The organism is Serratia sp. GW822-FHT06E05 (assembly GCF_058799445.1).
In genome coordinates this window covers 205464-227647 of the sequence record NZ_JBXALM010000010.1, presented here as the reverse complement: position 1 = coordinate 227647, position 22184 = coordinate 205464, and the positions used below count along the sequence as shown (strand labels likewise).

General features: G+C 57.3%; 20 protein-coding genes. 5 read left to right on the top strand and 15 right to left on the bottom strand.

Going from position 1 to position 22184, the window contains the following annotated elements; all coding sequences use genetic code 11:
- Nucleotides 1-3 precede the first annotated feature (3 nt).
- The 3 genes from AC1RKC_RS20765 to AC1RKC_RS20755 form a co-directional block, all read right to left on the bottom strand.
- Entirely contained in the window at nt 4-1128 is a 1125-nt protein-coding gene (locus AC1RKC_RS20765; RefSeq protein ID WP_493092734.1) for an aromatic ring-hydroxylating oxygenase subunit alpha, read from the bottom strand.
- Between the two features lie 41 nt (nt 1129-1169).
- Nucleotides 1170-2768, bottom strand: a complete 1599-nt coding sequence (locus tag AC1RKC_RS20760) for a BCCT family transporter (RefSeq protein WP_234529585.1) — start codon at nt 2766-2768, stop codon at nt 1170-1172.
- Between the two features lie 379 nt (nt 2769-3147).
- Complete coding sequence (locus AC1RKC_RS20755; protein WP_234529584.1) at nt 3148-4227, bottom strand: tartrate dehydrogenase; 1080 nt, start codon at nt 4225-4227, stop codon at nt 3148-3150.
- 79 nt (nt 4228-4306) lie between these two features.
- Between AC1RKC_RS20755 and AC1RKC_RS20750 the strand changes: the two genes are divergently transcribed.
- The 4 genes from AC1RKC_RS20750 to fbaA all read left to right on the top strand — a co-directional run bounded on the left by AC1RKC_RS20750 (nt 4307) and on the right by fbaA (nt 9038).
- The gene (locus AC1RKC_RS20750) at nt 4307-5266 is read left to right on the top strand and encodes a LysR family transcriptional regulator (protein WP_162488645.1); all 960 of its coding nucleotides are present in this window, start codon (nt 4307-4309) and stop codon (nt 5264-5266) included.
- A 323-nt stretch (nt 5267-5589) separates the two neighbouring features.
- Nucleotides 5590-6606, top strand: a complete 1017-nt coding sequence (gene epd / locus AC1RKC_RS20745) for an erythrose-4-phosphate dehydrogenase (protein WP_020828524.1) — start codon at nt 5590-5592, stop codon at nt 6604-6606.
- A 71-nt stretch (nt 6607-6677) separates the two neighbouring features.
- Nucleotides 6678-7841, top strand: a complete 1164-nt coding sequence (gene pgk, locus AC1RKC_RS20740; RefSeq protein WP_020828523.1) for a phosphoglycerate kinase — start codon at nt 6678-6680, stop codon at nt 7839-7841.
- 117 nt (nt 7842-7958) lie between these two features.
- Nucleotides 7959-9038: a class II fructose-bisphosphate aldolase gene (gene fbaA, locus AC1RKC_RS20735; RefSeq protein WP_020828522.1), complete on the top strand. Its 1080-nt coding sequence runs from the start codon at nt 7959-7961 to the stop codon at nt 9036-9038.
- Between the two features lie 56 nt (nt 9039-9094).
- On the opposite strand, the gene AC1RKC_RS20730 is transcribed toward fbaA, so the two are convergent.
- Nucleotides 9095-9763: a DUF1345 domain-containing protein gene (locus tag AC1RKC_RS20730; RefSeq protein ID WP_020828521.1), complete on the bottom strand. Its 669-nt coding sequence runs from the start codon at nt 9761-9763 to the stop codon at nt 9095-9097.
- A 205-nt stretch (nt 9764-9968) separates the two neighbouring features.
- Here AC1RKC_RS20730 and mscS point away from each other — a divergent pair, with 205 nt between their 5' ends.
- Entirely contained in the window at nt 9969-10838 is an 870-nt protein-coding gene (gene mscS, locus AC1RKC_RS20725; protein WP_020828520.1) for a small-conductance mechanosensitive channel MscS, read from the top strand.
- A gap of 90 nt (nt 10839-10928) precedes the next feature.
- On the opposite strand, the gene AC1RKC_RS20720 is transcribed toward mscS, so the two are convergent.
- From AC1RKC_RS20720 to AC1RKC_RS20670, 11 genes are all read right to left on the bottom strand, one after another.
- Entirely contained in the window at nt 10929-12278 is a 1350-nt protein-coding gene (locus AC1RKC_RS20720) for an MFS transporter (RefSeq protein WP_115058071.1), read from the bottom strand.
- A gap of 203 nt (nt 12279-12481) precedes the next feature.
- Complete coding sequence (locus tag AC1RKC_RS20715; RefSeq protein ID WP_493092735.1) at nt 12482-13180, bottom strand: RluA family pseudouridine synthase; 699 nt, start codon at nt 13178-13180, stop codon at nt 12482-12484.
- Between the two features lie 175 nt (nt 13181-13355).
- A complete protein-coding gene (gene araD, locus AC1RKC_RS20710) occupies nt 13356-14057 on the bottom strand; it encodes an L-ribulose-5-phosphate 4-epimerase (protein ID WP_020828517.1) in 702 nt (233 codons plus the stop codon).
- Nucleotides 14051-14911 carry an L-ribulose-5-phosphate 3-epimerase gene (locus tag AC1RKC_RS20705; RefSeq protein WP_493092736.1) on the bottom strand — a complete coding sequence of 287 codons (861 nt, stop codon included), beginning with the start codon at nt 14909-14911 and terminating at the stop codon, nt 14051-14053. Before AC1RKC_RS20705 ends, araD begins: the two co-directional genes overlap by 7 nt.
- 1 nt (nt 14912) lies before the next feature.
- The gene (gene ulaD, locus AC1RKC_RS20700) at nt 14913-15569 is read right to left on the bottom strand and encodes a 3-keto-L-gulonate-6-phosphate decarboxylase UlaD (protein ID WP_129941768.1); all 657 of its coding nucleotides are present in this window, start codon (nt 15567-15569) and stop codon (nt 14913-14915) included.
- Nucleotides 15570-15578: 9 nt separating this feature from the next.
- Nucleotides 15579-17057, bottom strand: a complete 1479-nt coding sequence (locus tag AC1RKC_RS20695) for an FGGY-family carbohydrate kinase (protein ID WP_493092737.1) — start codon at nt 17055-17057, stop codon at nt 15579-15581.
- Nucleotides 17057-18352, bottom strand: coding sequence for an MFS transporter (locus AC1RKC_RS20690; protein WP_129941766.1), 1296 nt, complete (start codon nt 18350-18352; stop codon nt 17057-17059). Before AC1RKC_RS20690 ends, AC1RKC_RS20695 begins: the two co-directional genes overlap by 1 nt.
- A 119-nt stretch (nt 18353-18471) precedes the next feature.
- A complete protein-coding gene (locus AC1RKC_RS20685; RefSeq protein WP_046372690.1) occupies nt 18472-18942 on the bottom strand; it encodes a NanQ anomerase/TabA/YiaL family protein in 471 nt (156 codons plus the stop codon).
- Nucleotides 18943-18955: 13 nt separating this feature from the next.
- A complete protein-coding gene (gene yiaK, locus AC1RKC_RS20680) occupies nt 18956-19954 on the bottom strand; it encodes a 3-dehydro-L-gulonate 2-dehydrogenase (RefSeq protein WP_046372691.1) in 999 nt (332 codons plus the stop codon).
- A 256-nt stretch (nt 19955-20210) separates the two neighbouring features.
- Nucleotides 20211-21071 (bottom strand): SMP-30/gluconolactonase/LRE family protein, encoded by an 861-nt coding sequence (locus tag AC1RKC_RS20675; protein WP_046372692.1) that lies wholly within the window; start codon nt 21069-21071, stop codon nt 20211-20213.
- Nucleotides 21072-21083: 12 nt separating this feature from the next.
- Nucleotides 21084-22184 (bottom strand): ABC transporter substrate-binding protein, encoded by a 1101-nt coding sequence (locus AC1RKC_RS20670; protein ID WP_115058079.1) that lies wholly within the window; start codon nt 22182-22184, stop codon nt 21084-21086.

The window sequence follows — 22184 nt, the reverse complement described above, 5'->3', positions numbered from 1 at the left end:
CATTTAAGGTTGGAAGACCTGCGCCAGCAGGTTGTGGAAGTGCGCGATACCATGTTCGCTAACGCCACTGCCCGCACCGTCAACCATGATGCGTCCTTGCCCGCGATAGCCACGTGACTTCAGCCCTTTCTGTACACTTTCCACCAGCCGCAGATCCTCTGGGCGAAACACGTCGCGATACCATTCGATCAACTTCTGTTGTTCGGCGGTCAGCTCCTCGTTGGTGAAATAAATGTCATAGTGTTGCAGGGTGGTTTCCGCATCGACCGGGAACTCATAAATCACCGTCATCATGCCTTCCAGCGGCGGGATGTTGAACATGGTGCATGGCCATAGCCAGATGCCGTGGAAGCTGGCGTCTTTGCCTTCTTCGAATTTGAATGACTGCTCGGAAGGGCGCGCGTAGCCAAACTGCATCGTCCAGTTACCGTGCAGGGTGTGCCAGTAGCGATCGACCTGCACCGAATCGGCGAAACCGGGGTGCGCCGGGGCACAGTGATAACACTCGAGATAGTTGTCGACGATGTTCTTCCAGTTGGCCGGGGTGAGGGTGGTGAAACGTGCTGCCAGCTTCAGGTCGTCTACCGCCGGGCAGGCCTCGCGCACCTTGGCTGCCAGGCCGGGCAGTTGATCTTCTACGCTGCCGGCCTGCGGGTTCATATTGATAAAAATAAATCCGCCGTATTCCTCTACCCGTACCGGCGTCAGATGGGCGATGTCTTTATTGAAGTTATGCACGTTCTCGCAGTTGCGCGCATGGGCCAGTTCGCCGTCGAGCTTGAACGCCCAGGCGTGGTACGGGCAGGTAATGACGTTTTTGGCCTTGCCGTCGCCGGACAACAATTGATGCCCACGGTGTGGGCAAACGTTGTAAAAGGCGCGCAACACCTTGTCGCGACCGCGTACCACCAGGATATTTTCGCCGATGATCTCGCGGGTGATGTATTCATTCGGCTGCGCCACTTCACTGCCGTGCGCCACGCAGATCCAGCTGTTGGCGAACACCCGTTCTTTTTCATGATCGAATGCGGCCGGCTGAGTATAAAACTGAGCCGGAATGGTATACGCCTCGCGGGCATCGGCGCAGAAGTCTTTGGGTAACGTCAATGCGGGGATTACTGTGCTCATAATAACCTTCCTCTTCTTTATTTTTATTCCACGGGAGTGTTTCAGACGACGGTTGTGTTGTTTAACGGGTTAACGGCCGGAGGTTCTGACGGTGTGCTCAATGTCGGCCGGCTGACGTCGATCAGGTGCGCCGGTATCGCGGCGTAGTCCTGTTTCAGCCAGCGGGCGAACCCGTAAGTTTTGACCAATAGCACCAACAGAAACGGTAAGGCGGTTAGGACAACGGTGGTTTTCATGGTGTCGAGCGAGGCACCGGTGAACAGAATCGACAGCGGGATCAGCGTGATCACCACACACCAGAACAGGCGCAGCATCGGGCTGGGATCCTGCCCCTCTTGCAGATTCCGGGTGCTGGTGGCCGCCATGGTGTAGGCGACGGCATCCATATGCGACGCCAGAAAAATAATCATGATAAACAGGTAGCCCGCCAGGAACAGTTTGCCGAGTGGTAGAGACATCAGCAGCATTTGCACCGCCGTTTCTCCGCCCCGAGCGTTGAGGATCTCCGGTACGTTCAACTGCCCGCTGATGAATTGATGCATGGCGAAGCTTTCCAGCGAACCGAAGAAGAACCAGCAACCGAGGGTGCTGCCGAGCAGCAGGGCCCAAATCACCTCTTTGATCTTGCGCCCGCGAGAAACCCGGGTCACAAACATGGCCACGCCAGGCGTATAGGAAATCCACCACAGCCAGTAGAACACTGTCCAACTGCGGCTAAAGCTGCCGTCTCCCATGGGGTCGGTAAACAGACTCATCTGCAGGAAATTCTGCGCCGTCAGACCGATAGCGTTAACGGTGTTATTAATGGTGAATTCGGTCGGTCCGACCAACAGTACCAGTGCGGCGAAGATAAACGCCCCCCAGCCGACCATTTTACTCAGTCGCTGCATGCCGCCGTCGATACCAATGTACGAGCTGAGGCAGAAAATTACTGCGGCCAATAGGATCACTGTGGCCTGTACTGCGAAGGTGTCTGGAATACCGGTTAATGCCGTCAGCCCGCGGGTGAAGGTGGAGGCGGTTAACACCAGTGAAATAGTCAATGCACCCACGGTAGCAACCAGGAAAATAAGATCTACCGCTCGCCCTATAGGGCCGTCGGCGCGTGCACCTGTGATGGCCGAGATAATGCCGGACAGGCTCAAGCCTTTATTTTTACGGACATGAAAGTGATAGGCCATGATCAGTGAGGCCAAGGCATAGGTTGCCCAAGCGCTCAGCCCCCAGTGGAAGAACGAGTAGCTGATGCTGTATTCCAATGCTTTTGGCGTGCGTGGTGCGATATTCAGCCCGGGCGTTTGATAGTAATAGGCCCATTCCATTACGCCCCAGTACAGGGTTGAGGAACCCAGCCCAGCGCAGATGAACATAAACACCCAGGCTAGAGTGGAGTACTGCGGCTTGCCTTCACCAAGGCGGATATTGCCATATTTGCTTAAGGCCAGATAAAGCACCACCAGCAGTGCCATCAGTACCAGCACCTGAATGGTCGAACCGAACAGGCGGGTGACCGCGTTAAAAATGGTGGTGGCTACCAGTGCGGATTGTGCTGGAAATAGCATCAGGCAGATAGCGATCAGCGTGATGCTGCACAGACTGATCGCGATGAGCATGACATCCTTTTTAGGCGTGCTCTGCATGGGAGTGAACTCCTGTTATTTGTGGTTGGCCGTTGCGTGCAATCAGCACGCTTATCGGCCTTATTGATTGGCGTTAAGCCGTTTGTTAGACCACGTAGGGCAGGTATCTCGACACGCTAGATGCCATGAGTTTTTACCCTTCATTAACATTTGAGAGTGTGCACAAATTACCCAACTGCCACAATTGAGGTATCTGTGAAGGGATAAAACACGGTATGTAAATAATTTGTTGTGATCTTGACCGGAGAATTAGTGTGGCTTTTCGGGGGCTTTTCAGCGAATTACGATGAGAATTTATGGAGGAATACAAAATTAGCACGTGACTATGCAGAGCGATATATATCGCTCTGCATAGTCATTTATGGTGTGAATGTTTAGGTTAAAGCAGGGCGGCGATCGCCTGACCGACCTGTTGGGTGGTGGCGTCACCGTGCATGTCCGGGGTGCGTGGCCCGCAGGCGATAACCTGTTCGATGGCGGCGAGAATACCGTCGTGCGCCTGGCGATAGCGTGGTTCATCCTTACCGAGGAAGTCCAGCATCATGGCGCCGGCCCAGATCATGGCGACAGGGTTGGCGATGTTTTTGCCGAAAATATCCGGTGCGGAACCGTGCACCGGCTCGAACAGTGAAGGGAAATTGCGCTCGGGGTTAAGGTTGGCCGAAGGCGCGATACCGATAGTGCCGGCGCAGGCCGGGCCAAGATCGGACAGGATGTCACCGAACAGGTTGGAGGCCACCACCACGTCGAAACGTTCGGGTTGCAGCACGAAGCGCGCGCACAGAATATCGATATGCTGTTTGTCCCAGCTAATGTCCGGATACTGCTGCGCCATGGCGGCTACGCGTTCATCCCAATACGGCATGCTGATCGCCATTCCGTTGGATTTTGTGGCGGCGGTGAGCGTTTTGCGCGGGCGTTGTTGCGCCAGTTCAAAGGCGTATTTCAAAATGCGGTCGACGCCGTGGCGGGTGAACACCGACTCCTGGATCACCATTTCGCGTTCTGTGCCTTCAAACATTCGGCCGCCGAGCGACGAGTACTCCCCTTCGGTATTTTCACGCACCACGTAAAAATCGATATCCCCCGGGTTCTTATTTGCCAGCGGGCAGGGCACGCCGGGGAACAAGCGCACCGGACGCAGGTTGACGTACTGATCGAAATCGCGACGGAATTTTAGCAATGAGCCCCACAGCGAGATATGGTCCGGCACCTTGTCCGGCCAGCCGACGGCACCAAAATAGACGGCGTCGAAGCCTTGTAGTTGCTCGAACCAATCGTCCGGCATCATCTGGCCGTGCTGAAGGTAATAATCGCAGCTGGCCCATTCGAAGGTTTCAAACTCCAGGGACAAATCCCAACGCGCGGCAGCAGCTTGCAACACCCGAATGCCTTCCGGCATCACTTCCTGGCCAATACCGTCTCCCGGTATGGCGGCGATTTTATAGCTTTTGCTCATAGGATCTCACTTGTGAAGAGGGGCGATTGACATCCCTTCCATCCTATAATTGACTAACTGTTAATCAATGCTGGAAACGGTGAAACATAAAACACGAATCATGAATAATCTACCTATCCTGAGTGACCTGCGGGTGTTTGTGTTGGTGGCGCGACGCGCCGGTTTTGCCGCCGCCGCCGACGAGCTGGGCGTTTCACCGGCATTCATCAGCAAACGTATTGCGCTGTTGGAAAAGGCGCTGGACGTGTCGTTGCTGCACCGCACTACGCGCCGGGTGGCGATCACCGAAGATGGCGAGCGCATTTACGAGTGGGCACAACGCATTCTGAACGACGTCGATCAAATGATGGATGAGCTTTCCGACGCCCGTCAGGCACCGCAAGGTACGTTGCGTATTGTCAGCAGTTTCGGTTTCGGTCGGCGTTTTGTCGGCCCGGCACTGTCGGCGCTGGCGCTGGAATACCCGGCGCTTGAACTGCGGCTGGACGTTTCCGATCGGCTGGTGGATTTGGTCAGCGAAGGTTTTGACCTGGATATCCGCATCGGTGATGACATTGCCCCCAATCTGATTGCCCGCAAGCTGGCGCAGAACCAACGCATTTTGTGCGCGTCTCCGGAATACCTGCAGCGTTATGGCACACCGAAAACCTTGAGCGAGCTTTCCGGACGCGCATGTCTGGCAATTAAAGAGCGTGACCATCCTTTTGGCCTGTGGCGACTGCAGGGGCCACAAGGGGAGGAGGCGGTGAAGGTGACCGGCGGGCTGTCATCCAACAACGGTGAAATTGTGCATCAATGGTGCCTGGACGGACAGGGTGTGGCGCTGCGTTCCTTTTGGGACGTACGGGAGAGTATTGAAAATGGCTGGTTGGTGCATATCCTGCCGGACTACTACCAGCCGGCAGATATTTGGGCGGTGTACGTTTCACGCCTGGCGACCTCGGCCAAAGTGCGGGTGACCGTCGAATTTTTGCGCGATTATTTCCGCCAACACTATGGCGAAGCCTCGTTGTTGTCGGAATACCTGGCGCGTCGCTAGGGCAAGGAGGAGGCAAAAGTGTGCGCCAGATCATTTTATTCCCGCAAAGTGTCGATCAGTTGTCAGGCGAGCTGTCGCATCTGTTCCTTTTGGCAAAACTTTGGTTTATGCTCAGCTGAAGCGTTTCAGTTGCATCAGGATTCAACTGAAACGCCGGAGTGAAGGTGATGAACACGCGGCTGATGGAAGGAATAATGCGACGTGGCGATTCACAGCAGGCGGTGCGCTAAAGTACTCTATGCGAGTGAGCTTGATAACCTATCAGCGCTCTCTCAGATAGGGTGAGCATGCCCGGTGTGAGAAGGCCCTTTTTCAGGAGCAGCATGACAATCCGCATAGCGATAAACGGCTTTGGCCGCATAGGCCGCAGCGTTTTACGCGCACTGTATGAATCGGGACGAAGAGCGGAAATTTCCGTGGTGGCGATCAACGAATTGGCGAACGCCGAGGGGATGGCCCACCTGCTGAAATACGACTCCAGCCATGGCCGTTTTGCCTGGGATGTTCGCCAGGAATGCGACATGTTGACCGTCGGGGACGATACCATTCGTTTGCTGCATCAGCCGGCGGTGGAACAGCTTCCCTGGGGCGAGCTGGGCGTTGACGTGGTGCTGGACTGCAGCGGCGTGTACGGCAGTCGGGCGGATGGCGAGGCCCATCTGGCGGCGGGAGCGAAAAAAGTGTTGTTCGCTCACCCCGGCGGCAACGATCTGGACGCCACCATCGTGTTTGGCGTCAACCATCAGACGCTGCTGGCGGAACACCGCATCGTGTCCAATGCGTCATGCACCACCAACTGCATTATTCCGGTGATCAAACTGCTGGACGATGCCTACAGCATCGAGTCGGGCACGGTGACCACCATTCACTCCTCAATGAACGATCAGCCAGTGATAGACGCCTATCACCAGGATTTGCGGCGCACCCGCGCGGCGAGCCAGTCGATTATTCCGGTCGACACCAAGCTGGCCGCCGGTATTACCCGCGTTTTTCCGCAGTTTTGCGATCGTTTTGAAGCGATTTCCGTACGTGTGCCGACCATCAACGTGACGGCCATCGATCTCAGCGTCAGCGTCAGTTCGGCGGTGAAAGTGGCAGAGGTCAACCAGCTGTTGCAAATGGCCGCACGGGGATCTTTTCGTGGTATAGTTGACTATACGGAACTACCATTAGTCTCGATCGATTTTAACCATGACCCGCACAGCGCTATCGTCGACGGTACGCAGACTCGGGTCAGCGGACAACACCTGATCAAGACCTTGGTCTGGTGTGATAATGAATGGGGCTTTGCCAACCGGATGTTGGATACAACACGGGCAATGGCCGCAAGCGGTTTCTAGTACGGCGGCATCGGCACTGGCCGGTGCGCCGCTCAGGCAACTTTATAGAGAATCAACCAAGAGGGTTCACCATGTCTGTAATTAACATGTCCGATCTGGATCTGGCAGGTAAACGCGTTCTGATCCGCTCCGATCTGAACGTTCCAGTGAAAGACGGTAAAGTGACTTCCGATGCACGTATCCGTGCCTCCCTGCCGACTATTGAAGCTGCGCTGAAACAAGGCGCCCGCGTGATGGTAACTTCCCACCTGGGTCGTCCTACCGAAGGCGAGTACAACGAAGAATTCTCCCTGCTGCCTGTTGTCAACTATCTGAAAGAACACCTGAAAAACCCGGTACGTCTGGCTAAAGACTACCTGGATGGCGTTGATGTTGCAGAAGGCGAGCTGGTCGTGCTGGAAAACGTCCGTTTCAACAAGGGCGAGAAAAAAGACGACGAAACCCTGTCCAAGAAATATGCGGCACTGTGTGACGTGTATGTGATGGACGCCTTCGGCACCGCACACCGTGCGCAGGCTTCCACCCATGGCGTGGGCAAGTTCGCGCCTGTTGCCTGTGCCGGCCCGCTGCTGTCTGCAGAGCTGGAAGCGCTGGGTAAAGCGCTGGGCAACCCTGCCCGTCCGATGGTTGCCATCGTGGGTGGTTCTAAAGTTTCCACCAAACTGACCGTACTGGATTCCCTGTCCAAAATCGCCGATCAGCTGATCGTCGGTGGCGGCATCGCCAACACCTTCGTGGCGGCGCAGGGCAACAACGTGGGCCAGTCTCTGTACGAACCTGATCTGATCGACAACGCCAAGAAACTGCTGGAAACCTGCGACATTCCGGTTCCGACCGACGTGCGCGTGGCGACCGAGTTCTCTGAAACTGCGGTTGCGACCGTGAAGCAGGCGAACGAAATTCAGGACAACGAGCAAATTCTGGATATGGGCGACGTCTCAGCCGAGCGTCTGGCCGTTATCCTGAAGAACGCCAAAACCATTCTGTGGAATGGCCCGGTTGGCGTATTCGAGTTCCCTAACTTCCGTAAGGGCACCGAAATTGTCGCTCGCGCTATCGCAGACAGCGAAGCCTTCTCTATCGCAGGCGGCGGCGACACCCTGGCAGCAATCGACCTGTTCGGCATTGCTGACAAGATTTCCTACATCTCAACCGGCGGCGGCGCCTTCCTGGAATTCGTGGAAGGTAAAGCGTTACCGGCGGTCGTGATGCTGGAAGAGCGCGCTAAGCAGTAATTCAGACAACGGGAGGCGAAAGCCGCCCGTTTGTTTTATACCGCGCGGCATAATGCGGCGCGGCATGAAAAAATCGATTTACATCCATCTACGGCCGACGAAACAGGACAAAGTAACATGTCTAAAATTTTTGATTTCGTAAAACCGGGTGTCATCACTGGTGATGACGTTCAGAAAGTATTCGCAGTAGCTAAAGAGAACAACTTTGCTCTGCCAGCAGTGAACTGCGTAGGTACCGACTCCATCAACGCCGTGCTGGAAACAGCAGCGAAGGTGCGTGCTCCGGTTATCGTACAGTTCTCTAACGGCGGTGCCGCGTTCATCGCCGGTAAAGGCGTGAAGACTGACGTTCCTCAGGGTGCAGCAATTCTGGGCGCTATCTCTGGTGCACATCATGTTCACCAGATGGCTGAGCATTACGGCGTGCCGGTTATTCTGCACACCGACCACTGTGCGAAGAAACTGCTGCCATGGCTGGACGGCCTGCTGGACGCTGGCGAGAAACACTTCGCGGCTACCGGTAAGCCACTGTTCTCTTCTCACATGATCGACCTGTCTGAAGAGTCCCTGGAAGAAAACATCGAAATTTGCAGCAAATACCTGACTCGCATGGCGAAGATCGGTATGACCCTGGAAATCGAACTGGGCTGCACCGGCGGTGAAGAAGATGGCGTGGACAACAGCCATATGGACGCATCCGCTCTGTACACCCAACCGGAAGACGTGGCTTACGCGTACGAAAAACTGAACGCCATCAGCCCACGCTTCACCATCGCAGCGTCCTTCGGTAACGTGCACGGCGTATACAAGCCAGGCAACGTTAAACTGACTCCGACCATCCTGCGTGATTCTCAGGACTACGTGTCCAAGAAATTCAATCTGCCGCACAACAGCCTGAACTTCGTGTTCCACGGCGGTTCCGGTTCTACCGACGCAGAGATCAAAGAATCCGTAGGTTACGGCGTGATCAAAATGAACATCGATACCGACACCCAATGGGCAACCTGGGACGGTATCCTGCAGTACTACAAAGCGAACGAAGCTTACCTGCAGGGCCAGTTGGGCAACCCGAAAGGCGCCGACCAGCCGAACAAGAAATACTACGATCCACGCGTATGGCTGCGTTCAGCCCAGACTTCCATGATTACTCGTCTGGAACAGGCTTTCAAAGATCTGAACGCAGTAGACGTTCTGTAATCTCGGTCAGCTGTTAGCCATATTGAAAGGCTCCCTTCGGGGAGCCTTTTTTGTTGCTAGCCCAACAGACTGGCGCCGACGTTAATCGACAGCCCCAGGATCACCAGGTTGAAAACAAAAGAAATCACCGATTGCAGTAGAGCGACTTTGCGCACCTCGGCCGCACCGACGGCCACGTCGGCAGTTTGCGAAGCCACCGCGATGGTGAACGAGAAATAGGCAAAGTCCCAATAGGTAGGCTCCTTAAGGTCGCCGGGAAACAACAGCGGCAGCGGATCCTGCTGTGCACCCTGACGATAAAACTGATGGGCATAGTGCATGGTAAATGCCGTGGGCAGCAGTAACCAGGACACCACCAGCGTCGCGCCGGTCAGCGCCAGATGCAGCGTCTTCAGCGAATCGCTGACCTGTTTGGCGGTGCTCAGCTCAAACAGAATGGATAAAATGCTCACCAGACAGCCGATGCTGACCAGTGCCAGCACCATACTGGCGCTCTCATCCTGTGCCCGTGCCAGTTGGCGGATGTGCTTTGGCGTGCTGATCAGCATCAGTCGCCAGAGAAACAGCAGATAGCACCAGGCCAAAACGTTCCAGCCGAGCATCAGTCGCTGCAGCTCAGAAAGCGTGGCGGGCAGCAGCAGGTAGCACAAAATGCCCGCACCGACGGACAGCAGCAGCCTTGGCCGAACCTGCCAGTAGTGTTTGATTGACGATGGAATGTGCATAACCGATGAAGTTCCTTATCGTTATAAAGGCGATAGCGCTGTGTTCAGCATAGAAGAAGCGTGGCGGCTGTTTCGGCTATTTTTGACGCTTACGGTTGGCATGCGGTGGAAATGTTGGTTAACCTAAGGCGGTGGTTTCCGACTGACGGCTGATGTCAGTTTTTTTGCGAGTTTATCCCCTTAGGGACAAGTTAGGACGACACGAATGAAAGATCTGAATGTAGTAGATGGCATTAATGGTGCCGGTAACTGGCTGGTGCAGAACCAGGACTTATTGATTCAGTACGCGGTGAACATCGTCGCGGCGATCGTTATTTTCATCATCGGTTCGATCATTGCACGCGTAGTCAGCAATGCATTAAGCCGGGTGATGAAGCTGCGTGGTATTGACGCCACGGTTGCCGACTTCCTGTCTGCCATGGCGCGTTACGGCATTCTGGCCTTCACCTTTATCGCCGTGCTGGGGCGCGTTGGCGTTCAGACCACCTCGGTGATCGCCGTGTTGGGTGCCGCAGGTTTGGCCGTCGGCCTGGCGCTGCAGGGCTCACTGTCCAACTTCGCTGCAGGCGTGCTGCTGGTGGCCTTCCGTCCACTGCGTGCCGGTGAATATGTCGATCTGGGCGGCGTAGCCGGTACCGTCGACCAGGTGCAGATTTTCTCCACCACGCTGCGTACCGCAGACAACAAAACCATCGTGGTGCCGAACGGCAAAATCATCGCCGGCAACATCATCAACTATTCCCGCGAGCCAAACCGCCGCGTAGACATCGTGGTTGGCGTGGCTTATAACGCCGATATCGACGTGGTGAAAAAAGTGTTGGGTGATGTGATCGCTGCCGACAAGCGCATCATGCACGCCAAAGGCGTAACCGTACGCTTGAACGAGATGGCGCCATCTTCCCTGAACTTTGTCACCCGTTCCTGGACCACCAATGCGGAATACTGGAACGTATACTTCGATCTGATGGAGAACTTCAAGCGCGCGCTGGATGCCAACAATATCGGCATTCCGTTCCCGCAGATGGATGTTCATCTGTACCGCACTGAAGAAGCGGCTACCGCGAAAGCGGAATAAAGCAGAACAAGAGAAAAGGGGCCACGGCCCCTTTTTTTATTGCCGGCCGAGGCTGCATCCTGCGGATGTCGCCTCGGCTTTTTCGTTTTATCAGTTTGATAACGCGGAGTCTGGCACAGGGACGCGGCGGTTCACGCTGAGCCGGTAGAGCAGGAAAATAGCGGCAGAGCCCACCAGTACCGGCAGCGCCAGCCAGATGAAGAACATCTCCGACGTCCCTGCCGCGACAATCATCCAGGCGCCAAGCATTGAACCGACTATCGAGCCGAAGCGACCGCTTGCCATCGCCCAGCTGACTCCGGTGACGCGAGCGGCGGTAGGGTAAAGGGTAGCGGAGACCAGATTCAGGCCGTTCTGCGCACCGGCCACGCCGAAACCGATGAGGAATACGGTGACTGCCAGCGTATAGGCGTCCCCCATCAGATAACCGGTAGCGCCAATTACCAGCGCGGCACCCAGGTACGACAGGGCCAATACCCGGTAGGGGCCGATGCGGTCCATCAGCAGCGCCATAAGGATGGCACCAAGGGTTCCGCCCAGCGGCACCATCGCCCCGATGCGCGAAGCGTGGACGATATCGTACCCGGTATCCTTGAGGATGCTCGGCAGCCAACTGGTGAGCAGATAAAACACAAACAACGAGCAGAAGAATGCCACCCACAGCAGCAAAGTGCGCACTGCGCGACCTTCGATGAACAGGTGGGAGATTGGCGATCTGGCCAGCGCGGGGCGTTCATCATCGATAATCGTCACGCCGGCCCAACTTTTGCCGGTGATACGCTCGACCACCTGGCGCAGGCTATCGGCATGTTTCGGGCTGGCAGTCATAAAGCGCGCTGACTCGGGCATCTGCCAGGCCAGCAACGGCAACAGCAACAATGGCGCGATGCCACCGAGCATCAGCAAACCACGCCAGCCGAAGGCCGGAATAACCTGCCCGGCAAGGATGCCGCCCAGTGCCAGACCGGCGGTAAAACCGCTCCAACTGAGGGTGACCATGATCATCCGCCGACGTGCCGGCGAGTATTCCGAGCTCAGGGTGATGCAGGTGGGCATCGCCCCGCCCAAACCGATACCGGTGATTAAACGCAGCAGGGTCAACGACTCGATTGAGCTGGTATAGGCCGAGGCCAGAGTGCCTCCGCCAAAGATCAGTATGGAGGCGAGCAGCACGCGCTTGCGCCCTATGGCATCGGCAACCGGGCCGAAGATCAGGCTGCCGAGCAGCAGGCCGAACAATCCCGCGCCAAACGTCGGCGATAGCTGGGCAGGCAGCAGTTGCCACTCTTCGCGTAACGCCGGGGCGATATAGCCGATGATGGCGGTGTCAAAACCGTCCAGCAGGACGATCAGGAAACACAGGGTAAGGATCAGGATTTGATAGGGCGAGATTTTCGCGTTGTCGATGATCTCGCTGATACGAGCGGTGTTTTGGCTCATGGGGGTTCCACTTTAATTAGGCTTGTGTGGAGCTGGCTGGAGGGCTGTGCAGGCATCAGGCTCTTGCTGAAACGGGCCTGAACCAAAGCCGCTGTGGCTGGCATGGTGCAGAAAGTCTGAGTATACACCAGAGCCAGCGGCTTGCAGCGATGCGCTGAGATGAGCCGTTCTGTTTCAGACAAAACGGCTTAAATACTCGGTTCTCAGAACGGGCAAGCATGGTGGGCCTTGATCTTCTCTGCGCTGACAGGATGAACGAAATGCAGTTCGCTGGCGTGCAGCATCAATCGCGGCGTCCCTTCGGTGCTTGGCAGCAGACGGCCGCCATACAGGTCACAGCCCAAAATAGGATGGCCCAACTGCTGGCAGTGGATACGCAGCTGATGGGTGCGTCCGGTCTCCGGGATTAACTGTACCCGCGTCAACGGCAGTAACGTCCCGTCTTTCAACTCGCGATAAATGCGTTCAATGACCCGATAGCGTGAGCGAGCGGGCTTGCCGTGGATTGCGCAAATCGACATCAGCGGGAACAGCGCCGGGTCTTTGGCAATTGCCGCATCTATCACCCCTTCGTCGTCGTTCAGGTGCCCGCAGAGCAATGCGCTGTACACCTTGGTGACGGTACGCTGACTGAACTGTTGGCAAAGGGCGGCATTGATCGCTTTATTACGCGCTATCACCATCAGCCCGGAAGTGCCGAAATCAAGGCGGTGGACCAGCGTACAGCCAGGAAATAGCTGCACCAGCCGATGATGTACCGAATCGAGGTTTTGCGGGTTTTTCCCCGAGAGGCTTAGCAGCCCGGCGGGTTTATTGATAAGCACCAGACTTTCGTCCTGATACAGCGTTTCTATCTGGTCATGGCACGGCGGGGCAATAAAGGTATCGATAATCTTAGACATCAGGCTGCCCGACGGGAAAGTGGGAGCGGATAATAACGAATTTTTGGCCGCCAGTCAGTTGTCGCTGCCCGGCCCCTTGCCAAAGGAGGGGGAACGGCTAACCCGGCAGAGGGGCTTTCACCAGACGCCGAACGGCGTCTGGCTTCCAAAAGAATTACTGAAAGGCGTTGCCGGCTTATTGCCCGTAGTAGGCATTTTTGCCGTGTTTGCGCAGGTAATGTTTATCCAGCAGTGCCGGTTGCATGCTGTGAATGCCCGGCGTCAGCTGACGTGAAAAAATCCCCATGTAGGCAATTTCTTCCAGCACCACGGCGTTATGCACCGCGCTGTGCGCGTCCTTGCCCCAGGCGAACGGCCCGTGTGAATTGACCAATACTGCCGGAATGGCGTTCGGGTTGATGCCGCGACGGCGGAAGGTATCGATAATGACCTTGCCGGTTTCCAGCTCGTATTCATGCTCAATTTCGTCTTCGGTCATCAGGCGGGTACAGGGAATCGCACCGTAGAAGTAATCGGCGTGGGTGGTGCCCCAGGCGGGGATATCCAATCCTGCCTGCGCCCAGATGGTAGCGTGGCGCGAATGGGTATGAACGATACCGCCGATATCGGCGAATTCACGGTACAGCGCCAGATGGGTAGCGGTGTCAGAGGAGGGCTTTTTGGTGCCCTCGACGGTGTGCCCGTTGGCGAGATCGACCACCACCATGTCCTCCGCGGTCATGTGTTCATACTCCACGCCGGAAGGTTTGATCACCACCAGCCCGCGTTCGCGATCCACGGCGCTGACGTTACCCCAGGTGAAGGTCACCAGGTTATGGCGCGGCAGGTCTAGGTTGGCTTCCAGCACCTGTTGTTTAAGCTGCGGCAGCGTTAGCATGTCATACCCCCTTGTTGCATTTTCTGTTCGATCCACCGGCGGGCCTGCACAATCTCGGCCACCGGCTCTTCGGCTTTTTCGGTCCACATTTCAATCAGGAAAGAACCACGGTAGTTAAGCTGTTTCAGGGTGCGGAATACGGCGACAAAATCGACGCAGCCTTCGCCAAACGGCACGTCGCGGAACTGTCCCGGCGAGCTATCGGTAACCGGGTAAGTGTCTTTCAAATGGATGGCGGCGATGCGGTCAATGCCCAGCGCCAACTCCTGCGCCACGTCATTGCCCCAGGCGCTCAGATTGCCGACGTCCGGATAGACCGTGAACCAGGGGGAGGCCAGGCAGGCGTCCCAGGCTTTCCATTTGCTGATGGAGTTCATAAAGGCGGTGTCCATGATCTCTACCGCCAGCATCACCTGCGCTGCGGCGGCGCGCTCGACTGCCCACTGCATACCCTCGTTGAAGCGGGCAAGGGTGCTTTCGTCCTGCGGCTCGTAATAGACGTCATACCCGGCGAGCTGAATGGTGCGGATGCCGACGTCCTTCGCCAGTTGAATCGCCTGTTCCATCATCTCGAAGGCACGCTGACGCAGCGCATCGTCATGGCTGCCGAAGGGAAAGCGGCGATGACCGGACAGGCACATCGACGGGATGCTGATGCCGGTTTCCAGCATGGCGCTGACTAACGACAACCGCTGCTCCTTGCTCCAGCTCAGACGTGCCAGCCGCTCGTCGCTTTCATCCACCGACATTTCGACAAAATCAAAACCGCAGGCCTTGGCCAGCGCCAGCCGCTCGGGCCAGGTCAGGTGCTTCGGCAAGGCTTTTTCATAAATTCCCAAGGGGTGCTGACGCATATCAACTTCTCCAGATGTCATCAATGGCCGAGCGGAACTGACCGGCAGCGGCCAGCGGATCGGCAGCCTCCGCCAGCGCTCTGCCGACGATAAAAGCGGTCACGGCGATGTCTTTAAACAGCGGCAAATCGGTCGGCGTGATACCGCCGGTCACCGACAATTCAATGCCCAGATCAGACAAGGCCTTCATCAGATCCAAATCTTCATGGCTCCAGGTTTGCCCGCTGGCCTGCGCGTCGCGGCCACGGTGGTATATCGCCTGGCGGATACCGAGGTCGCGCCACTGTTGGGCATCCTCCAACGTCCAGCGGCCGAACAGCTCAATCTGAATCTCGCCCTGGTGTCGTTGCGCCACTTCCAGCGCACTGGCCATGGTGGCCAACGGGGCGGCGCAAATGACGGTCATCCAGTTGGCACCGTGGCCGAAGGCCTGCTGCGCCAGCGTGCCACCGGCATCGGCCACTTTCAGGTCGGCCACCAGCGTATGTTGCGGGCAGCGCTCGCGCAGTGCGCTCACCGCCTGAATACCGGCGCTGATGCATAAGATGGTGCCGGCCTCGATGATGTCGACGTGGGGCCGCAGGCGTTCTGCCGTCTGCAGAGCGGCATCTAACCGGGTGTGATCGAGCGCCAGCTGCAGGCGCGGTTTATTGCTCATAAAGCCTCCTTACTGTGCGGATTGCAGCGTTTGCAGCGCGGCAATCAGCGCCTGATAACGTTGGTGTTTTTTGCCGTAGGCCGCGCTTGCTGAAGCATCCGGCAACACCCGCTCAATACGTGGCGCCAGCTCGCGTTGGGCAGCGGTGAAGTCGCTGAATGCGCCGCTGCCGACCATCGCCGCCATCGCGGCGCCCAGGCAGCCGGTTTCTTCCACCTGCGGCAGTTCGACCGGCAGGCCGCTGACGTCGGCAAACATCTGCATCCAGGGCACTGACTTGGCTGGGCCACCGGTGACGCGCAGCGCGGTGGCCTCAGGGAAACGTTGCCGCATGCGGTTGAGATGGGTCATATGGCAGAACACCACGCCCTCGTAAATCGCCTGCACCAGGTGCTCGCGCTGGTGGAAAGCCTGCAGGCCGTGGAAGCTGGCGCTCAGGCCCAACCCGGCGTTGGAGCCATACAGGAAGGGTGCGAACAGCAGGCTGCTGTCGGCCTTGGGCAACGCCGCTACCCAGTCATTGAGTTGGGCGTAGTCTTGCAGGCCCCATTGTCGGCAGAACCACTCCAGGTTGGCAGCGGAGGTGGGGCTGGCTTCATGCACGATGTATTTGCCGGCTTCGGCATGACGGCCATAAACAAAGGGATGATCGGACCCTGCGGTAATGCGGTCGGTGATGCCGCTGGTGACCGACCAGGTACCCATCACCGCATTGAGTCGGGTTTCGTCCTGCAGCCCGGCGCACAGTGCGGTGGACACCACGTCAAACAGCCCGCCAACCACCGGCGTTCCCGGCAGCAGCCCGGTCGCGGCGGCAGCAGTAGCGTTGACGCGACCGGTGATTTCAGCGGAACCGACGATAGGTGACAGCGCGGGCATGATGTCGCCAATCCCCAGCAACTGCGCCAGCGCCGGGTCATAGCGGCCGTCGGCCATCTGATAAAGATTGGATTCGGAGATATTGGTCTCTTCGCAGGCCAGCTCGCCGGTCAGGCAGTGGCGCAGATAATCGTGCGCCATCAAAACGCTGCCAATTTGGCGATAGCGTTCCGGCTGGTGTTGCCTGACCCAGCGCAGCAATGACACCGGATGGCCGGTCCACAGCGTTTGTCGGGTCTGCGGGTAGAGCGCCTGCGGCACGCCCTGTTTTTGCCACTCCTGCACCAGTGTCAATGCGCGCTGATCGGAAGACAGCATGGCGTTGCCCAGCGGCAGGCCGCGTTTATCCAATAAAAACGCGCCCTTGCCCTGTGCCGAGATGCCGATTGCCTGAATATCGCCGGCGACAATCTCGTTGCGGGCCAAGACTTCCCGGATCACCTCGGCGGCGGTGCTCCACAGCGCGTGCATATCCCGTTCCGCCCAGCCGGGCTGTGGCGCGATAATCTCAAGATTGCGGCGGGCAATATCCAGCTCGCTACCTCGGCGGTCATACAGCCCGGCTTTGATAAAGGTGCCGCCGCAGTCCAACCCCAACCAATATTCCATTATTCGACCCCCGCTTTCTGGTCGCATTTATTCGGCAACATCAGTGCCAGTACCGAAGCGATGGCCAGCGATACCGCCAGGCTGTAAACGCCGACATCCTTGCTGAACAGGCTGATCAAAACGCCGACCATGTACGGGCCGCAGAAGCCGCCCAGGTTGCCCAGTGCGTTGATCACGCCGCGTGCCCCGCCGGCCACTTCGGCGTTAAACAGTTTGGGAGGAATGGTCCAAAACACCCCGGCGGCGGCCTGGATAAAGACGCCGCAGCCAACCAGCGCTGCGTAAGACCACCAGATGTGATCTTTTAACAGCACTGACAGCGCCATACAGATGGCGAAGCAGGCCAGCGGCAATGCGACGAACACTTTGCGTTTGCCGGTACGATCGGACAGGGTGGAGATGATCAGCATGCCGAAGATGGCGCCGATATAGGGCAGGATGGCCAGCATGCCGACCTGCTCCATGTTGCCGTTGGTCAGCCCCTTGAGGATGGTCGGCAGCCACAGGGTGTAGCCGTAGATCCCGGTTTGATAGAAGAAGTTCACCATGATCAACTGCCACATGATCTTGTCGCCCAGCACCCGGCGCAGCGAGGCGTTACGCACCGTTTTGCCTTTGATCAGCAGCTGTTCGTCATGCAACGTTTTGATCAGGTAGTCTTTTTCAGCCTGTGAAATCCACTTGGCCTCCTGCGGGCGGTTGCTGATGGTGAAATACCACAGCACCATCACCACCAGCGACAGCGCGCCTTCCACCAGGAACAGCATGCGCCAGTCCCAGGCGGTGATGATCCAACCGGACAGCGGCGCGGTGAGAATACCGGCAATGGGCACGAACATAATTACGATGGCGTTGGCGCGCCCGCGCTCCTTGTCCGGGAACCAGTTGCTGATCATGGTCAGCACCACCGGCAGCATGCCGCCCTCGGAGACGCCTAGCGCGAAACGCAGGAATAACAGCTGATATTGATTGCTGACCAGCCCGGTCAGTACCGAGATCACCGCCCAGGCCAGCAGTGACCAGCCGATGAATTTCTTGCCGTTGCCGTACACCGCCAGCTTGCCACCCGGCACCTGCAAAAACAGATAGCCGATAAAGAAGATGCCGCCGGCCAGGCCGGCCATGGAAGCGGTGATGCCGAGTTCATCGTCCATGCCGCCGGGCATGGCGAAGGCAATATTCACCCGGTCCATGTAGGAGATGATGCAGGTAATAAGAATAGGCGGCACTATTCTCAACCAGCGTAATTTGGGAATGACCTGGCTGCGGCTAACGGAAACAGAGGCTGTATTCATCTATACACCTTTCGCTATTTTGTAGGGTCGGGCTTTATTGTTTTGGTTTGCGTTGGGCACAAGGGTGCCCGCACCGGCCTGAGGACCGGTGTTTTTTGCAGGTTTTCGTTTGCTGCTAATTAAGCGCTAAATAATGCCAGCGGTATTTTCACCACCACTTTGCGAATATCGCCGGGTTGTTGGTTAATACAGGCCGGGCGATGCACATCCTGCGGGAAAAATACCGCAAAATTTCCGGGCTGCAGGGTTAACCAGGATTCATCGGCGACGTCCTGATAAAAAAGAATGTCGCGCTGCGCCAGCAAATCCTGGTGGATCGGGTTATTACCGCGATCTGCCGCCACACCGATCAATTCGGTGCCGCTGACCAGAAACTGCACGTCGACGTTTTCCCGGTGTACCTCCGGTTGCAGATCGCTCGGCTGGTGGGTCTGCAGATCCAGCACCTGTACCACGTAGCCGGTGGCAGGATCCTGATACCGACCGGCGGGCAGGGCGCTGAAATCGGTGCTTTGCAGATAGGCGATGGCTTTGGCCACCGGCGCCGGGTACTGTTCCGGCGAAGTATGGGCAATATGGCCGAATATCATGGTGACTCTCCTGTTAAAGCGCCTGAATGCGCGCCCAGACGCGCTCATCCACGGGAATGCCGTCACGCATGTTTTCCGCGTGAATACGTGGGAATTTATGGCCCGGCAGGCGAATGGCTATCTCCGGGTTGTCGCGTTCTGCGCTGGTGATGTAGTCCATGATGCGCTGCAGTTTGGCATCGCGGGTGGCGCCGTCGATCAAGCGTTCGATCTCAATGGCGATGAAGACCTGCGACACGCCATACTCTTCGCGGTTGTCTTCGGTCACTTCCGCCACTGAGGATCCGCCAGACAGCAGGGTGGCAATCATATCGAGCACGATCGACAGCGCGGATCCTTTCCAGTAGCCCATAGGCAAAATGCGGCGGTTCTCTTCAATGGTGGCAGGATCGCGCGTCAATTGTCCGTCGTTGTCGAAACCGCCGTCCACCGGCAGCGTTTTGCCCGCCAGCCGATTTAGCTCCAAAGCACCATAGGAGAACATCGACATCGACATATCCACCATGGTGATGGGGTTGCCCGGCACCGCGACGATCAGCGGGTTGGTGCCGATCCGGCACTCCTTGGCGCCCCAGGGTGGCATAACGGCAATCGAGTTGGTCCAGCAGATACCGATATAACCTTTCTCCGCCGCCTGCCAACCGAAACCACCGCCGCGCATCCAGTGGTTGGCATTGCGCAGGGCCACCAGACCTATGCCGTGGCTGTCGGCCAACTGCATGGCGCGATCCATCATCCGGCGCGCCGTGAGATTGCCGATACCCTGATGCGCGTCCCATTGTTCAATGGCTCCGAGTGACAACAGCTTGCTGGGTTCGGCGTCCGGCACGATATCGCCGGCGTCCAACTGCTGAATAAAGCGTGGGAAACGGTTAACGCCGTGGGAGTAAACGCCGTTGGCAGAGGTGTCGGCGAACATGCCCGCACAGTCATCAGCGGTGGCTTCCGCCACGCCCCGCGACAGCAGCACGCGTTTGAATTCCTGTTTCAGATCGGTGTAACTCACTCTCATGCTGGTTCTCCGCTACGGCATTTTTGTTTGTTTTGTGTTCTTTTAATTTCAATATACGAAATTGCATTTCAAATAAATGCTATACCTGCGGCCAGGTGAAGTCAAAGCGAGGGAAGAGAAAGTTATTTATATAAAACAAACGGTTAAATTAACTTGGTGGTTTTGTGATCGCAGACACGTTTTTGGTCGTTGCGGTGTTTTAGGCGTGGCAAAGCAGAGCGGTAACTGCCCGCTCTGCTTTGGCCTTTATGACTAATTACCCTCGCGTATTCAGTATCTTGCGGTACAGCGAAGTGGTGGCGGTGATGTACAACTCATTGCCGTCTGGTCCGCCAAACGTGCAGTTGGAGACCCGCTCTGGCACTTCGATCTTACCGAGCTGTGTTCCCTGACTGTCGAAGATCAGTATGCCGTCGGCGCAGCTGCAAAAAATGTTTCCTAACGCATCGACACAAAAGCCGTCCGGGAAGCCGGGGGCCACGGTGGCAAAACGGCGTCCGGCGTTCAGTTCACGTCCGTTAACCTGATACACCCGCAGCTCTCTGCGGCCCAGGGTTGGGAAATCGACGATCGACATATCCGCCACGTACAACAGAGACTCATCCGGCGAGAACGCCAGGCCGTTAGGGCGCTGGAGATCGCTGGCCGCGATGTTCAGCGAACCGTCGCGGGGATCGAAGCAGTAAAGGTAACAGCCAACGATCTGGCTTTCCGACTTGTAACCTTCTTCGTCACCGATAATGCCGTAGGGCGGATCGGTAAACCAAAGGGTGCCGTCGGAACGCACCGCCAGATCGTTGGGTGAGTTGAAACGCTTGCCGTCAACGCGATCGACCAGCATTTGCACCTCACCGTTGTTTTCGGTTCGGCTGATGCCGCGTCGTCCGTGCTCGCAGCTGACCACGCGGCCTTCGGCATCCCGTGCGTTGCCGTTGGCATAATGCGACGGGGAGCGCCACAGGCTCAGTTCCCCCTGTCGCGACCAGCGGAACATGCGATTGCCTTTCACATCGCTGAACACCACCGCGTTTTGTGCGGGCAGCCACACCGGCCCCTCGGCCCAAATGGCCGGTGAGCACAGGCGTTCTAGCGGCGGGCCCGCCATCATTTCGTTCATGCTGACCTCCGCTTACTTCACGCCCCAAATGGCTTTGTAATGGCCCTGATAATCATTTTGCGGGTCATACAGGTTACTGGCGCCGCCGTCGGCGGTGATGTTGTCGCGGGTCACCAGGTGCGCCGGGGTCACGTAGCCGGAAGGTGGCTGTTTGGCGAAGGCACGGTTGAACTCATCCAGCAGTTGCCAGCCGTGCAGTTTAAGCGGCTCCGGTACCGTGGCTGACTGGCTGCCGCCGGAACGAATGCGCTGATAGGCCGAAATCGAGCCGTCGCCGGCGGAAATGCTGTATGGCGCATGGGTACCGCCCTTACCGGCGGTTTTCAGTGCCGGTGCCATAAAGTCAAAATACAAATCGTTGATCGCCAGTGCGTACTGGAATTGATCGCCGTATTTCTGCAGCAGGCTGAAGGTCATGGCGGGCATGCGGTTGGCGGTGTCCGCCAGCGGGGTATCGATAAACTCAACCACCTTGCAGCCGCTGCATTTGCCGATCTCCTCTTTCATCACGTTGGCTTTGTCCAGCGCGATTTGGTACAGCGAATCGGTGAAGATCAGCACGCTGGCTTTGCCGCCGGACTGCACCACGGCATATTGGGCGGCAATGCGCGCCACTTCGTTAGAGTCAGAGGTGACGTTATAGAACACGCTGTACTTGGCGATTGGCCCCGGCTCCGGCACCGCGTGCCAGGCCGTCAGCACTATGCCTTGTTGAATGGCCTTTTTCAGCGGGATCTTGGCGACGTTAGGGTTCCAGCCGCCGATCACTATGCCGTCCGGCTTTTGGGCAATGGCCTGATTGAGCGAGGCCAGCTGATCTTTCACCGAGCCACCGCCGTCGAGGGTTTCCAGCTTCCAGCCCGCGGCTTTCGCCGCTTCGCTCAGCCCTTCCTGCACCCCTTGCACACCGCCGTTTTTCATGTCCGAAGCGATAAAGATGATTTTCTTGTTGGCTTGCAGCTGTGGCCCGCTGGTGGGGCCGTCCCACTGAGTCACGCTGGCAGTCGCCTTGGCGACCGCTGCGGTGGCCTGATCCAGATAGGCGTCGGCCCAGGCGGATGAAGCAGCGCTGGCCAGCAGCAGGGTAGTCGGTAATATCCAAAGACGTTTCAT

What these genes read in the sequence shown, in the direction of transcription:
- AC1RKC_RS20730 (WP_020828521.1), bottom strand. Translation starts at nt 9,763, where the DNA reads ATGCACATTCCATCGTCAATCAAACACTACTGGCAGGTTCGGCCAAGG.
- pgk (WP_020828523.1), top strand. Translation starts at nt 6,678, where the DNA reads ATGTCTGTAATTAACATGTCCGATCTGGATCTGGCAGGTAAACGCGTT.
- ulaD (WP_129941768.1), bottom strand. Translation starts at nt 15,569, where the DNA reads ATGAGCAATAAACCGCGCCTGCAGCTGGCGCTCGATCACACCCGGTTA.
- AC1RKC_RS20720 (WP_115058071.1), bottom strand. Translation starts at nt 12,278, where the DNA reads ATGAGCCAAAACACCGCTCGTATCAGCGAGATCATCGACAACGCGAAA.
- mscS (WP_020828520.1), top strand. Translation starts at nt 9,969, where the DNA reads ATGAAAGATCTGAATGTAGTAGATGGCATTAATGGTGCCGGTAACTGG.
- AC1RKC_RS20760 (WP_234529585.1), bottom strand. Translation starts at nt 2,768, where the DNA reads ATGCAGAGCACGCCTAAAAAGGATGTCATGCTCATCGCGATCAGTCTG.
- AC1RKC_RS20715 (WP_493092735.1), bottom strand. Translation starts at nt 13,180, where the DNA reads ATGTCTAAGATTATCGATACCTTTATTGCCCCGCCGTGCCATGACCAG.
- AC1RKC_RS20705 (WP_493092736.1), bottom strand. Translation starts at nt 14,911, where the DNA reads ATGCGTCAGCACCCCTTGGGAATTTATGAAAAAGCCTTGCCGAAGCAC.
- epd (WP_020828524.1), top strand. Translation starts at nt 5,590, where the DNA reads ATGACAATCCGCATAGCGATAAACGGCTTTGGCCGCATAGGCCGCAGC.
- AC1RKC_RS20695 (WP_493092737.1), bottom strand. Translation starts at nt 17,057, where the DNA reads ATGGAATATTGGTTGGGGTTGGACTGCGGCGGCACCTTTATCAAAGCC.
- AC1RKC_RS20670 (WP_115058079.1), bottom strand. Translation starts at nt 22,184, where the DNA reads ATGAAACGTCTTTGGATATTACCGACTACCCTGCTGCTGGCCAGCGCT.
- AC1RKC_RS20690 (WP_129941766.1), bottom strand. Translation starts at nt 18,352, where the DNA reads ATGAATACAGCCTCTGTTTCCGTTAGCCGCAGCCAGGTCATTCCCAAA.
- araD (WP_020828517.1), bottom strand. Translation starts at nt 14,057, where the DNA reads ATGCTAACGCTGCCGCAGCTTAAACAACAGGTGCTGGAAGCCAACCTA.
- fbaA (WP_020828522.1), top strand. Translation starts at nt 7,959, where the DNA reads ATGTCTAAAATTTTTGATTTCGTAAAACCGGGTGTCATCACTGGTGAT.
- AC1RKC_RS20755 (WP_234529584.1), bottom strand. Translation starts at nt 4,227, where the DNA reads ATGAGCAAAAGCTATAAAATCGCCGCCATACCGGGAGACGGTATTGGC.
- yiaK (WP_046372691.1), bottom strand. Translation starts at nt 19,954, where the DNA reads ATGAGAGTGAGTTACACCGATCTGAAACAGGAATTCAAACGCGTGCTG.
- AC1RKC_RS20685 (WP_046372690.1), bottom strand. Translation starts at nt 18,942, where the DNA reads ATGATATTCGGCCATATTGCCCATACTTCGCCGGAACAGTACCCGGCG.
- AC1RKC_RS20675 (WP_046372692.1), bottom strand. Translation starts at nt 21,071, where the DNA reads ATGAACGAAATGATGGCGGGCCCGCCGCTAGAACGCCTGTGCTCACCG.
- AC1RKC_RS20765 (WP_493092734.1), bottom strand. Translation starts at nt 1,128, where the DNA reads ATGAGCACAGTAATCCCCGCATTGACGTTACCCAAAGACTTCTGCGCC.